At 70.1% G+C, this 15,716-nt stretch carries 12 protein-coding genes; 4 read left to right on the forward strand and 8 right to left on the reverse strand.

The window, feature by feature from the left end; all coding sequences use genetic code 11:
* Positions 1 to 38: 38 nt before the first annotated feature.
* Positions 39 to 1,349 carry a tetratricopeptide repeat protein gene (locus tag ACGHC0_RS17320; protein ID WP_415266276.1) on the forward strand — a complete coding sequence of 437 codons (1,311 nt, stop codon included), beginning with the start codon at positions 39 to 41 and terminating at the stop codon, positions 1,347 to 1,349.
* Between the two features lie 126 nt (positions 1,350 to 1,475).
* Here the strand turns inward: ACGHC0_RS17320 and ACGHC0_RS17325 are convergent, their stop codons facing one another.
* From ACGHC0_RS17325 to ACGHC0_RS17355, 7 genes are all read right to left on the reverse strand, one after another.
* Positions 1,476 to 3,029: a methyl-accepting chemotaxis protein gene (locus tag ACGHC0_RS17325; protein WP_415266277.1), complete on the reverse strand. Its 1,554-nt coding sequence runs from the start codon at positions 3,027 to 3,029 to the stop codon at positions 1,476 to 1,478.
* Positions 3,030 to 3,155: 126 nt separating this feature from the next.
* Entirely contained in the window at positions 3,156 to 4,439 is a 1,284-nt protein-coding gene (locus tag ACGHC0_RS17330; RefSeq protein WP_368352149.1) for a TRAP transporter large permease, read from the reverse strand.
* A gap of 21 nt (positions 4,440 to 4,460) precedes the next feature.
* Positions 4,461 to 4,976, reverse strand: coding sequence for a TRAP transporter small permease (locus ACGHC0_RS17335; protein WP_011796501.1), 516 nt, complete (start codon positions 4,974 to 4,976; stop codon positions 4,461 to 4,463).
* 97 nt (positions 4,977 to 5,073) lie between these two features.
* Positions 5,074 to 6,054 (reverse strand): TRAP transporter substrate-binding protein, encoded by a 981-nt coding sequence (locus ACGHC0_RS17340; RefSeq protein ID WP_415268432.1) that lies wholly within the window; start codon positions 6,052 to 6,054, stop codon positions 5,074 to 5,076.
* Between the two features lie 239 nt (positions 6,055 to 6,293).
* Positions 6,294 to 8,375 (reverse strand): TonB-dependent receptor, encoded by a 2,082-nt coding sequence (locus ACGHC0_RS17345; protein ID WP_415266278.1) that lies wholly within the window; start codon positions 8,373 to 8,375, stop codon positions 6,294 to 6,296.
* A 184-nt stretch (positions 8,376 to 8,559) separates the two neighbouring features.
* Positions 8,560 to 8,916, reverse strand: a complete 357-nt coding sequence (locus ACGHC0_RS17350; protein WP_368352153.1) for a DUF2946 family protein — start codon at positions 8,914 to 8,916, stop codon at positions 8,560 to 8,562.
* Between the two features lie 119 nt (positions 8,917 to 9,035).
* Positions 9,036 to 9,593, reverse strand: a complete 558-nt coding sequence (locus ACGHC0_RS17355; RefSeq protein ID WP_368352154.1) for an HNH endonuclease — start codon at positions 9,591 to 9,593, stop codon at positions 9,036 to 9,038.
* A gap of 156 nt (positions 9,594 to 9,749) precedes the next feature.
* Between ACGHC0_RS17355 and ACGHC0_RS17360 the strand changes: the two genes are divergently transcribed.
* From ACGHC0_RS17360 to lspA, 3 genes are all read left to right on the forward strand, one after another.
* Positions 9,750 to 10,799: a bifunctional riboflavin kinase/FAD synthetase gene (locus ACGHC0_RS17360; RefSeq protein ID WP_415266279.1), complete on the forward strand. Its 1,050-nt coding sequence runs from the start codon at positions 9,750 to 9,752 to the stop codon at positions 10,797 to 10,799.
* 138 nt (positions 10,800 to 10,937) lie between these two features.
* Positions 10,938 to 13,817, forward strand: a complete 2,880-nt coding sequence (ileS, locus tag ACGHC0_RS17365) for an isoleucine--tRNA ligase (protein WP_368352156.1) — start codon at positions 10,938 to 10,940, stop codon at positions 13,815 to 13,817.
* Positions 13,818 to 14,327 carry a signal peptidase II gene (gene lspA / locus ACGHC0_RS17370; protein ID WP_368352157.1) on the forward strand — a complete coding sequence of 170 codons (510 nt, stop codon included), beginning with the start codon at positions 13,818 to 13,820 and terminating at the stop codon, positions 14,325 to 14,327.
* On the opposite strand, the gene ACGHC0_RS17375 is transcribed toward lspA, so the two are convergent.
* Positions 14,290 to 15,483 (reverse strand): hypothetical protein, encoded by a 1,194-nt coding sequence (locus ACGHC0_RS17375; RefSeq protein WP_415266280.1) that lies wholly within the window; start codon positions 15,481 to 15,483, stop codon positions 14,290 to 14,292. The two genes, lspA and ACGHC0_RS17375, sit on opposite strands and share 38 nt — an antisense overlap.
* Positions 15,484 to 15,716: the final 233 nt, after the last annotated feature.

The following is a 15,716-nucleotide window of genomic DNA, read 5'->3' on the forward strand; positions in this document are numbered from 1 at the left end:
CGGGCCGAGCGCCCGGCTCTCTATTTTCAGCACGAGACATGAGCGCCACTGCCACCTCCACCGACCCGAACCGCCAACACCTCGAAACGGCGCGCGAGCAGATCGCGCGCGGCGACCTGCAGCAGGCGGCCCTCACGCTGAACCAGGCCCAGCGCACCCAGCCCAACGACCCGCGCGTGTTCATGCTGGCGGGCCTCATGGCCGAGAAGGCGGGCAACATCCCGAAGGCCTTCGACGGGCTGCGCCGCGCCGTGACGCTGGCGCCCGACTGGGGTCCGGGCCAGCTGGAACTGGCCCTGCTGCACGCGCGCCAGAACCAGATGCGCGAAGCGGTGGAGCTGGCCGAGAAAGTCGCCGCGCGCGAGCCGCGCAACCTGGTGGTGCTTGCCGGCGTGGTGGACATCGCCCACCGCGCGGGCCACCTGGACATGGCCGTGCGCCACCTGCGCCGTGGCCTGGAGATGGTGCCCGGAGACGTGCAGCTGCGCCGCCTGCTGGCACGCGACCTCGGCGACCAGGGCCACCATGCAGAGGCGCTGGAAATCTGGGGCGCGCTCATCGACGAGAACCCGCAGGACGCCGAGGCCCGCCTGGGCCGCGTGAAGGCCTGCATCGCGGCCGGCACGCCGGCGCAGGCGGTGGCCGACACCACGGCGCTGATGGAACTCGCTCCCGGCGACTCGGTGGTGGCCTACTACACCGCCATCGCGCACGGCGTGACGCCGCAGCACCAGCCGCCGGAACTGCACCGCGCGCTGTTCGACGAACTCGCGGGCCTCTACGACCAGCACATGGTCGCGGGCCTGAAGTACAAGCTGCCGAAGATCGCGGCCGGGAAGATCCTCGAACGCTACCCCGACAAGCGCCTCAACGTGCTGGATCTGGGCTGCGGCACGGGGCTGCTGGGCGTGTGCCTGGGCCGCCTCGACGGCTTCCTCATCGGCGTGGACATCTCCCTCAAGATGATCGAGCAGGCGGCCCGGCACAACGTGTACGACCGCTTCCACACCGTCAACCTGCTGGACGCGCTGCGCGACACCCCCTCTTCCATCTACGACGTGGTGGCGGCGCTGGACGTGCTCATCTACGCGGGCGACCTGTCGGACACCGTGCCCGACGCCTTCCGCCTGATCGTGCCGAACGGCAACTTCCTCTTCTCGTGCGAGACCGCCCCCGAGGACGGCCCGGACCTGGTGCTGCAGGCGAGCGGCCGCTACGCCCACAGGCGCAGCCACGCCGAGGCCGTGTGCCGGGCGGCGGGCTTCACGACGGTGGAGATCGAGGACCTGGTTCTGCGCTACGACGGCAACGAGCCCGTGCAGGGCTTCCTCGTGACGGCAAGGAAGTAACGCCCGCTGGCAGCCCGGCGGAGCCGGTTCTGCGGCGTCTGCTGGCATGGCCTGCTCCGCGGCCTTCGGATGGGTGGCGCACCGCTTATGCGAAAGCAGCGCGCCGGGTGGTGGAATCTGGCCGGCTCAGATGCGGAATGCGTCCACGGCACGCACGAGGTGGGCGGCCTGCTGCTGCATGGACTGGGCGGCGGCGGCGCTCTGCTCCACCAGCGCGGCGTTCTGCTGGGTGCCCTGGTCCATGACGGTGATGGCTTCGCTGACCTGGGCCACGCCGTCGCTCTGGGCGCCGCTGGCAGCGCTGATCTCGCTGACCAGGCCGGTGACGCGCTGGATGGCGGACACCACTTCGGCCATGGTGGTGCCTGCCCGGTCCACCAGCTGCGAGCCCTGGCCCACGCGCTCGACGCTGGCGCCGATCAGGTCCTTGATCTCCCGCGCGGCCTGGGCGCTGCGCTGGGCCAGCAGCCGCACCTCGCCGGCCACGACGGCGAAGCCGCGGCCCTGCTCGCCGGCGCGGGCCGCTTCCACTGCCGCGTTGAGCGCCAGGATGTTGGTCTGGAAGGCGATGGAGTCGATCACGCCGATGATGTCGGCGATCTTGCGGCTGGAATCGTTGATGCCGCGCATGGTCTGCACGACCTCGGCGACGACCTCCCCGCCGCGCACGGCCACGGTGCTCGCGTTCACGGCGAGTTCATTGGCCTGGCGGGCGCTGTCGGCGTTCTGGCGCGAGGTGGAGCCCAGGTGCTCCATCGATGCGGCCGTCTGCTCCAGGGCGGCGGCCTGCTGCTCGGTGCGTGCCGACAGGTCGTTCGTGCCGGACGATATCTCCACGGAGGCCTGGGAGACCGCGTCCGCGGACTGGCGGACCTGCCCGATCACGCGGGCCAGTTGCAGGCGCATGGCCGAGAGATGGTGGACCAGGCTGGAGGTGTCGCCCGCGCCTGCGGTGAAGCTCTCGCGCAGGTCGCCGCCGGCGATCTGGCGGGCGATCGCGGTCGCCTGGACCGGGTCGCCGCCCAGCTGGCGCAGGACGGAGCGGATGATCCGCCAGCCCAGCAGCCCCCCGAGCACCGCGCCGGCCGCGATGAGCGCGGACACGATGCGGAAGGTGCGGTCCACCGAGGCAGCCACGCGTTCGGTCTCGTCCCGTGCCTGCTGTTCCTGCAGCTTGCCGGCTTCCAGCAGCAGGTTGCGGACTTCGACGTGCAGCCGGTCGGTGGAGGCGTTGAGCTCGCCCATGGCCGCTTCCGCATCGCCCGCCTGCGCCGCCGCCTGCAGTTTGGCCACCGACGCCTTGTAGCGGGCCCAGGTGTCCGCCAGCTTCTGGCCCGTGGCGCGCAACTCCGCGCTGCCATCGTCCCGGCGCAGCAGGCCGATGGCATCGAGCACGGACTGCTCCGACTGCTGGTTGAGCGACAGCGTTTCCTCGCGGGATTTCGCGTCGGTCTTGAGGATGAACGGGTACATGCGCCGGAAGTGCACCGCCGCCTGCCGGCCGCCATCCACCACCTTGCGCAGCGGGACGACGGTGTCGGTGTACATCTCGCGCTGGGCAGTGCTCACCGCTCGCAGCTGGGCCAGGCCCGTGGCCCCGACCAGCAGGAGGACGGCCAGGAAGAAAGCCACCAGCGCGACCAGTTTCTGCGCCAATGTCATGTTTTTGAATAGCGGCATGGAACGAACCCCTCGGATACTGCAACTCATCCGTGCAGATTGCCCCATGGTGCCAGAAATGTAAGAAATTAATTCATGTTCATCAAAGATGAAAGGCATTTCTACAACGTACCGGCGTCGCTCCCCTCAGAATCCCAGCGCGTGCGGCAGCCAGGTGGAGATGGCCGGCACGAAGGTGAGCAGGGCCAGCACGATCAGGTGGGCCACGAGGAACGGCGGCAGCTCGCGCGTGAGCGCCGCCAGCGGCACCTTGGTGGCCACCGAAGTGACGAACAGCAGCCCGCCCACCGGCGGCGTGATCATGCCCAGCGTGAGGTTGACGATCACCACCATCGCGAAGTGGATCGGGTCGATGCCCAGCGCCGCCGAGATGGGCGCGAGGATGGGCACGAGGATCATCACGCCCGGCAGCGGCTCCATGAAGATGCCGAAGAGCAGCAGCAGGATGTTGACCGCGATGAGGAAGGTGACGGGCGAGAGGTTCCAGCCCACGATCGTCTCGGCCAGTTGCTGGGGCACGCCCTCCACCGTCAGCACCCAGGCGAAGGCGGCCGAGGCCGCCACCACCAGCAGCACCGAGGCGGTGAGCAGCGCCGAGCGCGCGGCGATGTGCGGCAGGGCCTTCCACTCCAGCGTGCGGTAGATCCACTTGCCGCACACGAGTGCGTAGAACACGGCCACCACCGAGGCCTCGGTGGGCGTGAAGATGCCGAAGCGGATGCCCACCAGGATCAGCACCACCAGCATCAGCGCGGGGATGGCGCGGATGCTGTTGGCGAGCATCTCCCGGCCGCTCGGGCGCGGCTCGCGCGAGCGGTAGTCGCGCTGCACGCACACGCGCCAGTTGACGATGGCCATGGCCACGGCGATGAGGATGCCCGGCGCGAAGCCGGCGATGAAGAGTGCGCCGACCGAGACCTGCTCGTCCTGCAGCGCGTAGATGATCATGATGATCGAGGGCGGGATGATGGGGCCCACGATGGCCGTGCTGGCGGTGAGCGCGGCGGCATAGGCGCGCGAGTAGCCCGCCTTGTCCATCATCTTGACCATCATCGAGCCGGGGCCCGCCGCATCGGCCAGGGCCGAACCCGAGATGCCCGAGAACAGCGTGAGCGAGAGGATGTTGGCGTGGCCGAGGCCGCCGCGCAGGTGGCCGACGAACTGCGCGGCGAAGCGCAGCAGCACCACGGTGAGCGCGCCGCCGGACATGATCTCGGCCGCGAGGATGAAGAAGGGCACGGCCATCAGCGGGAAGCTGTCGATGCCCGTGAACATCTCCTTGAACACGATCAGCTGCGGATAGCGGCCGCCCGCGAAGACCGCGATGGCGGCCGACATGGCGAGCGCGAAAGCGACCGGAAAGCCCAGCGCCATCAGCAGGACGGCGGAAACGAAAAGGGTGATGGCCATGGCGTCAGTTCCTCGCGGGCATCACAGGGAGGCCGCCGATTCGGCGTCCATCTCGTCGGATTCGACATAGCGGCCGTCCCGGATGTAGCCGCGCGCCATGAAGAGCAGGTGCACGAAGAGCAGCACGAAGCCCGCCGGCATGGCCGCGTAGATCCAGGCGAAGGGGATGTCGGTGGCCGGCGTGGTCTGGAAGCGCGTGGCCCAGACGTACTGCACCGAGAACCAGGCCATGACCAGGAAGAACGCGCCCAGAGCCACCACGATGCAGCCGCGCAGCGCCCGCGCACCGCGCTCGCCCAGCACGTGGTGCAGGTTGTCGATGGCCACGTGGCCGCCGAAGCGCAGCACCAGTCCGGCGCCCAGGAAGGTGCACCAGATCATCAGGTGGCGCGCCACTTCCTCGGCCCAGACGATGGAGTCGCCCGTGGTGTAGCGCAGCACCACGTTGGCGAAGACGATGCAGGCCATGGCCAGCAGCAGGAGGATGAGCAGCCAGCGGTTGCCGGCGACCAGGGCGCGCTCGAAGCGAGGGAGCATGGTGGGATGGGTGGGGGCTGGAAAAGACAAAGCCCGGACGCGCCGGGCACAGGCCGATGGACGTGCCAGGCAGGCGGCCCGCGCCGCCCGCCCCGGCTCACTTCACGCTGGCGATCTGGTCCAGCGTCTTCTGGCCGAACTTGGTGGCGTACTGCTTGTAGGCGGGCTCCAGCGCCTTCTGGAAGGCGCTCTTGTCCACCGACTCCACCACCTGCATGCCGGCGGCCTTGACCTCGGCCAGGCCCTTCTGCTCCACGTCGTCGACGAACTTGCGCGAGGCCAGCGCGCCGGCCCTGGCGCCCTGCGTGAAGGCGGCCTTCTGCGCATCGTTCAGGCCCGCCCAGAAGTTGGGCGAGACGATGAGCGCCATGGGCGCATAGACGTGGCCCGTGAGCGAGAGGTATTTCTGCACCTGCGGCAGCTTGGCCGAGACGATCACCGACATGGGGTTCTCCTGCCCATCGATGGTGCCCTGCTGCAGCGCGCCGATCACCTCGGGCCAGGACATGGGCGTGGGCGAGGCGCCCAGCGTGCGGAAGGCGGTGATGTGGACGGGGTTCTCGGTCACGCGGATCTTCAGGCCCTTGAGGTCGGCGGGCGTCTTGACCGGATGCTTGTTGTTAGTCAGGTGGCGGAAGCCCTGCTCGCCCCAGGCCAGCGCGATGAGGCCACGCTTCTGGAACTTGCCCAGCAGTTCCTGGCCGAAGGCGCCGTCGAGCACGGCGCGGGCGTGGGCCGTGTCGCGGAACAGGAAGGGGATGTCCACCACGCCCACGTCGGGCACGAAGTTGCTCAGCGCCCCGGTGGAGACGATGACGGCCTCCACCGTGCCCAGTTGCAGGCCCTCGATCAGCTCGCGCTCGCCGCCCAGGGCGCTGGAGGGGAACTGCTTGAACTTGATGGCGCCGTTGGCGGCCTTCTCGACGGTTTCGGACCACGCCTGGGCCGCGGCGCCGTAATGCGAATTGACGGCCAGCGCATAGCCGAGCTTGACCTCCTTGGCCTGCTGGGCGTGGGCGGTGCCTGCAGCCAGGCAGGCGATGGCGGCCAGCGCGGCGGCGAGGCCCCGGCGGCGCAGGACACGGCGGGCAGGCAGCGGAACGGAGGACGAGGAAACGGCGAAGGCGGAATCGGCGGCGTGGCGCATGGGTACGGGTCCGGTGAACGTGGAGAGCCTGGCAGGGCCGGCAGCGGCGAAGAAAGCATGCCGCACAGGGCGGCCGGCGATTATCGCGATGCCGGCACCGCTTCCGGAAGCGGGAATGCCCTGAGCGCGGAGGCTGGCGGAGGTGCATACCGCATGCCGGAACGCACCCCTCAGAAGCTGTAGCCCGCGGACGCGTAGAGGTTGCGCTGCGGGCCCGGCGTGAGGTAGTTGCTGACGTGCAGGTGGCTGGAGACGAAGTAGGCCTTGTCGAACACATTGCGCAGTGCGACCTGCAGTTCGAGCAGGCCCCCGCCCATTTGGCGCTTCCAGGTGTGCGACAGGTCCACGCGGGCATACCCCGGCAGTGTGGTGGTGTTGGCGATGTCGGCCTGGCGGCTGCCCTGCGCCTGGATGCCGACGCCGGTGGCATGCTCTGCGCTCCAGCGGAACTGCCCCCACAGGCTGAGGGCATGCCGGGCCACGTTCGGGATGCGGCGGCCCGGGTAGTCCGCGTTCTGCCCGTACCTGGCATCGGTGTAGGCGTAGGCGAACGTCACGCCGATGCGGCGCGCCAGGTCGCCGCTCAGGCTCGCTTCGATGCCCCGGGAGCGCCCCGTTCCGGCAATGGTCTTGTCATAGATGTTCGGCGTGGAAGGATCGTCGGCCAGCAGGTGGGTCTGCTGCAGCCGGTACACGGCGATGTCGGACTGCAGGCGCCCGCCGTTCCACAGGGACTTCCAGCCCGCCTCGTACTGCCTGGAGGCGCGCGACGGCAGCGACTGGCCGGAGGCCGAGGATGCCTGGTTCGGCGCGATGCCGGTGCTGTACGCGACATAGACGGAGTCCGTGGCCGAGAGCTTGCGCAGCAGGGCGAGGCGGGGCGAGGTATCGGATTCCCGGATGCCTGCCGTGCCGGCGGCACCATAGAGAAAATCCTGCCGGGTGAACCGCAGGCCCGCGACGGCGCTCCAGCCCCCCCACTCCATCCGGTCCTGCAGCGACAGCACCGTGCTGCGGAGGTCCTGCGTGGTGGTCGTGAAGCTGAAGGACGCCGGCGGGATCGCCGGGCCACGGACCGGCGCATAGATATTGACGGCCGGGCTGGCCAGGCCGGCGCTGCGCTGGTCCAGGGTTTCGGCATAGCGGTCCACCCCGGCGAAGAGGTGGTGCCGCATGCCTGCCCATTCCTGCACGCTGGTGATGCCGGTGGCGAGTGCGTCGATGCTGCGCTCCGTGCCCGGCTCGTAGGCGAGCCGCCGGCTGAAGGTTCCCGGTGGCGCGCCCGCGACGGCGGGCCCCAGGGATTGCCGCACCGACGTGCTGTGCGCCCGGAGACGGGTGTAGTCGAGAAACAGCCGTGCCGTTGCTGAAAGGGCTACATCCCCATGCAGGTCCACGATGGTGTTGCGGGCCGTCGAGTCGCCCCAGGGCTCGCTGAGCTGAAGGTCGGACGGGACCGCCGCAGGACGGCCGCCGATGCCCGGCAGTCCGAAGTCGGGGCGGTAGGTCTGGTCGGTGTACTCCACGCCGAGGCGGAGGTGGTAGCGGTCGGCGTCGCTCTTGGCGATGCCCGCCTTGACCCCGTCCAGCCGGTCCGGAACGTGGCGCCACTCGCTCGCGGACGAGTGCACGGCGATGACGCGGGCGGCCAGTTCCTGCTCGGCGGACAGCACGCGGTTGATGTCCAGGTGGGTGTCGAGCGCGCCATGGGATCCGGCGCCCAGACCGGCCGAGCCGAAGTCGCCCAGCTCGGGCTGCTTCGTCACGACATCGACGGTGCCCCCCGGCTCGCTGCGCACGCCGATGGCGGCGCCCGGGCCCCGCAGGACATCGACCCGCTCCACGAAGGCGGGCGTGAAGGGATAGTTGGACAGCCGTACGCCGTCGCGCATCACGCGGGAGGCACCGGTGCCGCTGTCCGCGATGGCACCTCGTAGCACGAAGAACTGGCTGCGGCTGCCATTGAAGCCCGAGTCGGCCTGCGCGCCGGGCACGTTGCGCAGCGCCTCCTGCAGGGTGGTGGCCCCCTGCGCCCGGATGAGCCCGGCGGGCACGGAGGTCACGGATGCGGGCGTGTCCAGCGGCGCGGCGGGGCTGCCCATGGCCAGTCCGGAAGCCGGCGCTGCGGATTCCGCGGCCTGGACGGTGACGGTGCCGAGCGTGGGATCCCGTGCTGCGTCGTCCGCAGCGTCGGCGACGCCGGGAAGCAGGCAGGCACAGAGGGCGGGTGCAGCGCGGAATGCATGGCGCATGCGGCGGCGAAGACCTGTGGGGTACATGTGGATGTGTTCTTTCCTGTTGCGAATGCGCAGGCACCGGCCGGCGCGCGGCGGCAGCGCGGCTGTCGCGGGTGATTGCGATGAAGCGAGTGGCGCGCGCGGGACACGGCCGACGCGGCTCGCCCGGCGTCGGCCCCGCACGGGCCCGGGGAGGGGGTCAGGAAAGCACGGGAGGGCCGCGTGGCGGCAGCGGCGCACCGGCGATGCCCGCGATGTGCGCCCGGACGGCGGGCAGCAGGGCATGCGCGAGCGCCTGGGGCACGATGCCCGCACTGCGCGCGGGGAGCGGAGGCAGGGAGATGCCGAGGCACGCCGGGCAATCCAGCGTACCGTGCACGGCCTCCCCGGCACCGTCGTCGCCGCGCTCCACCCACTTCATGGCGCCGCCGGTGCTGCAGACCATCTCCGACGACACGGGCCGGAGCATCGGGGAAGCGATGGCGACGCCCAGCGCCAGGACGAACCACGCCATGACGAGGCGGACCAGCCGTGGCGATGTGCGCAGGACGTGCATGGCGACGCATTATGGGTGAGCAGCCCCGCGGGCGGTGCGCCCGCCCTGCCCCTGCGGCAATATGTCCACCCGGGACCGCAAAGCCCCCTGGCGGGGCGCCGCGCGCCCGCCTTGCCCCGTCAGCTCAGCAGCCGCGACGACTTGGGCACGTGCGCCATGAGGAACTCCATCTGGTCGGCGAGGATGCGCCGGTTGCGCAGGATGAAGTCCTCCCACAGGCTGGGCACGTAGGGGGCGTACAGCAGCGGCATGTGGGCCTGCTCGGGCGTGCGCGGGCCCTTGCGGTGGTTGCAGGCGCGGCAGGCCGTGACCACGTTCATCCAGTGGTCGACGCCGTTGCGCGCGAAGGGCACGATGTGCTCGCGCGTGAGGTCTTCCTCGTGGAAGTGGCCGCCGCAGTAGGCGCAGATGTTGCGGTCGCGCGCGAAGAGCTTGCTGTTGGTGAGGGAGGGCTTGAGGCCGAAGGGGTTGATGCCGGGAACGCCCTTGGTGCCGATGATGCTGTTGACCTCGATCACGGACTGCTCGCCCGTCAGCGCGTTGTGCCCGCCACGGAACACCGCGATAGGGCCACCGGATTCCCAGCGCACCTCGCCCGCGGCATAGTGCGTGACCGCCTGCTCCAGCGAAATCCACGATTGCGGCAGCCCCTGGGCCGACAGCTTCAAGACCTTCACAACACCCTCCTTGCAACACGACAAGATTCGGAACGCTGATGTCTCGCGGGCCGCCCGCAGGGGCCCGTGCCGCACAATATACTCCCAAATCATGACGGATTGGCGGCCAGCGCTTGGCGCACCTGCCTGGCACGCTATCAAAAAACTAGCATTCCGATGAAGATCTTCCGCGGCCTCCACCACCCCGGCATCGCTCCTGCCTGCGCGGTCACCATCGGGAATTTCGACGGTGTCCACCGCGGGCACCAGGCCATGCTCGCGCTGCTCGCCAGCGAAGCGGCGCACCGCGGCGTGGACAGCTGCGTGCTGACCTTCGAGCCGCATCCCCGCGACTATTTCGCCAGCGCCCTGCGGCGGCCCGAACTGGCGCCCGCGCGCATCGGCACGCTGCGCGACAAGCTGGAGGAACTGGAGCGCTGCGGCGTGCAGCAGGCGGTGGTGCTGCCGTTCAACGAGCGGCTGGCGCGCCAGCCGCCCCAGGCCTTCATCGACGATGTGCTGGTGCGCGGGCTGGGCGCGCGCTACGTGCTGGTGGGCGATGACTTCCGGTTCGGCGCGCAGCGCGCGGGCGACTACGCGATGCTGGACGCCGCCGGGCGCGAGCGCGGTTTCGACGTGGCGCGCATGAACAGTTATGAAGTGCATGGCTTGCGCGTTTCCAGCTCGGCCGTGCGCGATGCGCTGGCGCGCGGCGACATGGAGGCCGCAGCCGCGCTGCTGGGCCGGCCCTACGCGATCAGTGGCCATGTGGTGCACGGGCGCAAGCTCGGCCGAGCGCTGGGCGCGAGCGCCGAGGGCGCCGGGGATGGCTTCCGCACCCTGAACCTGCGCTTCGCGCACTGGAAGCCCGCGGCCGGGGGCATCTTCGCCGTCCTGGTGCACGGCCTCTCCGGCACGCCCCTGCCCGGCGTCGCCAACCTGGGCGTGCGCCCCTCGCTCGACCCCGCGGACGTCAACGGCGGGCGCGTGCTGCTGGAGACGCACTGCCTGCAGTGGCCCGCCCACCTGGGGGCCGAAGGGGCCTACGGTAAAATCGTGCGCGTGGAACTCCTGCACAAACTGCACGACGAGCTGAAGTACGACAGCCTCGACGCCCTCACCGCCGGCATCGCCCGGGACTGCGAGGACGCGCGGGCGTATTTCGCGTCCACCCCGGCCGCCAGCTACACGGAAACCCGTCGCCAGACCACGCGCGACCGAATTTGACGCCCGCGCGGCCCGCTCCGGCGGCCGCGCCCGCTCCTGCCCGAGCCGCGCCGGTGCGCGGCTCCCCTCCCGCCCCCTTTTTGCTTCCGCCCTGGCGGCCCCGGCACCTGCCGGCAGCCAGGCACCTCCTGCCCAGCCATGTCCGACACCACGCCTTCCGCCTCCGAATCCACGCCCGGAACCGACTACCGCGCGACGCTGAACCTGCCCGACACGCCCTTCCCCATGCGCGGCGACCTGCCCCGGCGCGAGCCGGGCTGGGTGAAGGAATGGGACGAGAAAGGCATCTACAAGCGCCTGCGCGATGCGCGGCGCGGGGCTCCGAAGTTCATCCTGCACGACGGCCCGCCCTACGCCAACGGCCAGATCCACATGGGCCATGCGGTGAACAAGATCCTCAAGGACATGATCACCAAGGCGCGCCAGCTCGAAGGCTTCGACGCGCTCTACGTGCCTGGCTGGGACTGCCACGGCCTGCCGATCGAGAACGCCATCGAGAAGAAGCACGGCCGCAACCTGCCGCGCGACGAGATGCAGGCCAAGGGCCGCGCCTACGCCACCGAGCAGATCGCGCAGCAGATGGCCGACTTCCAGCGCCTGGGCGTGCTGGGCGAATGGGAGCACCCCTACAAGACGATGAACTTCGCCAACGAGGCCGGCGAAATCCGCGCGTTCAAGCGCGTGATGGAGCGCGGCTTCGTCTATCGGGGCCTCAAGCCCGTCTATTGGTGCTTCGACTGCGGCTCGTCGCTGGCGGAGTTCGAGATTGAGTACCAAGACAAAAAGAGCACCACCCTGGACGTGGCCTTCAAGGCGCATGACCCGGCCGCGCTGGCCGCCGCCTTCGGCCTGCCGGCCCTGCCCAAGGACGCCTTCGTCGTCATCTGGACCACCACGGCCTGGACCATCCCCGCCAACCAGGCGCTGAACCTGAACCCCGAGATCCGCTACGCGCTGGTGGACACGGGCGAGCGCATCCTGCTCGTGGCCGAGCCGCTGGTGGCATCCTGCCTGGAACGCTACGGCCTCACGGGGAGCGTGATCGCCACCACCCTCGGCAAGCAGCTGGGCGGGCTGGAGTTCGAGCACCCGCTCTACGACGTGGCGAGCGATGACGGCAGTCACGGCTACCGGCGCCTCTCGCCGGTGTACCTGGCCGACTACGCCACGGCCGACGACGGCACGGGTATCGTGCATTCTTCGCCCGCCTACGGCCTGGAGGATTTCAACTCCTGCGTGGCCCATGGCCTGGCGCTGGACGACATCCTCAACCCGGTGCAGGGCAACGGCGCCTACGCGGCGGACTTCCCGCTGTTCGGCGGCCAGCACATCTGGAAGGCCGTGCCGGCCGTCATCGAGGCATTGAGGAACGCCGGCCGCCTGATGGCCACCAGGGACATCGTCCACAGCTATCCGCACTGCTGGCGCCACAAGACGCCGGTGATCTACCGCGCCGCGGCGCAATGGTTCGTCCGCATGGACGAGGGCGAAGGCGTGTTCACCAAGCCCGGAGAGAAGCCCGCGAAGACGCTGCGCCAGATCGCGCTCGAGGCCATCGAGCACACCAGCTTCTATCCCCAGAACGGCAAGGCGCGCCTGCACGACATGATCGCCGGGCGGCCGGACTGGTGCATCTCGCGCCAGCGCAGCTGGGGCGTGCCCATCCCGTTCTTCCTGCACAAGGATTCGGGCGAACTGCATCCGCGCACCATGGAGATCATGGACCAGGCCGCCGCCATCGTCGAGGCGGGCGGCATCGAGGCCTGGAGCCGCGTGACGGTGGAGGAGATCCTGGGCGCGGAGGATGCGCCGCACTACACCAAGAGCACGGACATCCTGGAGGTGTGGTTCGACTCCGGCTCCACCTTCTTCCACGTGCTGCGCGGCACCCATCCGGAAGTGCACCACGACAGCGGCCCCGAGGCCGACCTGTACCTGGAGGGCCACGACCAGCACCGCGGCTGGTTCCATTCCTCCCTGCTGCTGGCCAGTGCGCTCTATGGCCGCGCGCCGTACAAGGGCCTGCTCACGCACGGCTTCACGGTGGACAGCCAGGGCCGCAAGATGAGCAAGTCGCTGGGCAACGGCATCGACCCGCAGGAGATCAACAAGAAGCTGGGTGCGGAAATCATCCGCCTGTGGGTGGCGGCGAGCGACTATTCGGGCGACATCGCGGGCGACGACAAGATCCTCGCGCGCGTGGTGGACGCCTACCGGCGCATCCGCAACACGCTGCGCTTCCTGCTGGCCAACGTGAGCGATTTCGACCCCGCCACGGACGCCGTGCCGTTCCCGCAGATGCTGGAGATCGACCGCTATGCGCTCACGCGCGCCGCGGAGTTCCAGGCCGAGGTGCTGGCGCACTACCAGGTGTACGAGTTCCACCCGGTGGTGGCCAAGCTGCAGCTCTACTGCTCCGAGGACCTGGGCGGCTTCTACCTCGACGTGCTGAAGGACCGGCTCTACACCACCGCGCCCAAGAGCCTGGCGCGCCGCAGCGCCCAGACCGCGCTCCACCAGATCACGCATGCCATGCTGCGCTGGATGGCGCCGTTTCTGTCCTTCACCGCCGAGGAGGCGTGGAAGACGTTCGGCCATTCCGAGTCCATCTTCCTGGAGACCTACCAGCCCATCGCCGGGGCCGATGAAGGCCTGGCCGCCAAGTGGACGCGCATCCGCGCCATCCGCGACGCGGTGAACAAGGAGATCGAGGCGGTGCGCGCCGCGGGCCAGGTGGGCTCGTCGCTGCAGGCCAACGTGACCCTGGTGGCGCCGCCGGAAGACCATGCGCTGCTGGCCAGCCTGGGCGAGGACCTGAAGTTCGTGTTCATCACCTCCGCCGTGGAGCTGGTGGCGGGCGATGCGCTCGCCATCCGCGTGGCGGCCAGCCAGGACGCCAAGTGCGAGCGCTGCTGGCACTACCGCGCCGACGTGGGCCGGGACCCGGCCCACCCGACCATCTGCGGCCGGTGCGTGAGCAACCTGTACGGCGGCGGCGAGACGCGGGAGCACGCATAAATGGCCCGCGGCAACGCTTCTTCCTCCGGATCCGGCAAGGGCTCGCTGTGGCCCTGGCTGGCCTGGGCCGTGCTGCTGCTGGTGGCCGACCAGTTCACCAAGACGCTGATCCTGGGCTATTACCGCCTGGGCGACGCCACCTACGTCACCAGCTTCTTCAACATCGTGCGGGCGCACAACACCGGCGCGGCGTTCTCGTTCCTGGCGGATGCGGGCGGCTGGCAGCGCTGGGTGTTCACCGGCATCGGCGTGGCGGCGGCGCTCTTCATCGTCTGGCAGCTGCGCGCCCATCCGGGGCAGAAGCTGTTCTGCTTCGCGCTCTCCAGCATCCTGGGCGGTGCCATCGGCAACGTGGTGGACCGCATGATGCACGGCTACGTGGTGGACTTCCTGGATTTCCACGCGCGCGGCTGGCACTTCCCGGCCTTCAACCTGGCCGACTCCGCGATCACGGTGGGCGCGGCCTGCCTGATCATCGACGAGCTGATGCGGGTGCGGCGCGGGTCCTGACGGAATCGCCCGCCGTACCCCGCGCCGGGTCCCGTGCAGCGGGCTCGGCGCGTGCGGCATGCCCACGCAGGCGCACCGCCGCGTCCAGCAGCGCGGGCGCCTCATGCACCCTGCTTCGGATGGGCATTCCCGGCGCCCACTGGCGGAGCACGCCCACCGCGAGCATTTCATTGACGAGGGAACGCCAGTCCGCTCCGGCCGCCGGCCCGGCCAGCCGCACGCCGGCCCTCGCGGCATCGGCCGGCGCCTGCAGCCGGAGCTGCACCCGGCGCTCGAACCCACGCCCCACCACGGGCATGGAAGGAAAGACCGAAGCCGCGTGATAGCGCATGCCGGGGCCGGCCTCGACCAGGCCCTGGCGGAACCGGGCCTGCAGCGCGGCACCGGCATTCGCCAGCACGCCCTCCATGGCGGCCCGGTCCCGCAGCCCGGACGCTCGCCCGTAGCGCAGACTGGGGAAGGAATCGGCGGATGATGCCGCCCACTGGCTGTCCCCGGCGAAGACGGCCGGGCCCCGCAGCCAGGGATCGAGCACGATGTGGAAGGCGGGCCCGCGTTCGTCCTGCAGTTGCGCCCATTGGTGCCCGATCCACCGCGACCGGACCAGGTAGAGGAATTCTCCCCGGCCCGCTTCCCGCGAGGGGAAGTCGAGCAGGGGTGCATGCAGCATGATGCCCAGCGCCGAGCTTTCTCCGCAGTTTCCGGCGCCAGCCACCAACGCGCCGGTGGCATAGGCCGGAACCATCCGCATCCCCTTCTCCACCAGCATGTCCTTCACATACCGGCCTGCCTCGACGCGCTGCGAACTCCGGTGTCCGGAACGCACGACATCGTCGATGACGTTGCCGCGGCCGTGGGGCAGGAGCGCGCGCACGGCCTCCACCGTGACGGTCGCCTGGCGCAGCCGGTCGATGTCGCGCCGTTCCTCCACGTGCCGGCCATCGATGGCACGGGCCAGGGCATAGCCGCGCAGGCGGGTCTCCGCCCCGGCGGGCAGCGGCTGCCGGGGTGGCAGGACACTCGCCGCAGACCGGAGGGCCGCCGTGTCGGCGTGGGGGCGCGACGGCGGCGCCGCGGGGCCGATTCCGGCCGCCGCCGGGCTGCGGGGCCCCGGCGGCGGCGCTGGAGCATCCGCCCACTCGGCTGCGTTCCGCACGGCAGGGGGCGAGGAAGCGTTATGGCGGGACGGTAGTGGCGACACCATGGTTCGGATCTCGGTGTCCGGAGCTTGCCGCCATGCACGGTGCCCTGCACCCGGCAAGCCGAAGGACCGGGGCCGCAGGCGAACCGCCGCAGCGTTGCGGCTGCAGGCTGCCGCCGGGCTGTCATCGCCCCGTCACGCGGCCAGGCTCCAATGCCATGAAATCGATTACATGGCCTGCCTTCAGC

It is taken from the genome of Acidovorax sacchari (assembly GCF_042847045.1).
GTDB classification, from domain to species: Bacteria; Pseudomonadota; Gammaproteobacteria; order Burkholderiales; family Burkholderiaceae_C; genus Paracidovorax; species Paracidovorax sacchari.